The following is a 314-nucleotide window of genomic DNA, read 5'->3' on the forward strand; positions in this document are numbered from 1 at the left end:
CCCCCCCCCCCCCCCCCCCCCCCCCCCCCCCCCCCCCCCCCCCCCCCCCCCCCCCCCCCCCCCCCCCCCCCCCCCCCCCCCCCCCCCCCCCCCCCCCCCCCCCCCCCCCTTTTTTAATGATCCGGCGCCCACCGAGATCTACACTCCACGGCCTTCGTCGGCAGCGTCAGATGTGTATAAGAGACAGGGCAAGGGCCGTGTCGAGCGCCCGGGCCACGTCGCCAATCTGGTGTGGCAGACGCGTGCTGCTGCGCCGACCGCCTATGAAAACCAGCTGGCCGATTCGCTGGAGGCGGCGTTCCTGGGTGGTGCGC

1 pseudogene is annotated in these 314 nt (G+C 76.1%); it reads left to right on the forward strand.

What is annotated here, in order from left to right:
• Positions 1 to 187 precede the first annotated feature (187 nt).
• Positions 188 to 314, forward strand: a pseudogene (locus tag JHD73_RS29670) (recombinase-like helix-turn-helix domain-containing protein); the annotation flags it as partial.

Origin of the sequence: Ralstonia sp. ASV6 (genome assembly GCF_016429285.1) — a bacterium.
Lineage (GTDB): Bacteria > Pseudomonadota > Gammaproteobacteria > Burkholderiales > Burkholderiaceae > Ralstonia > Ralstonia flaminis.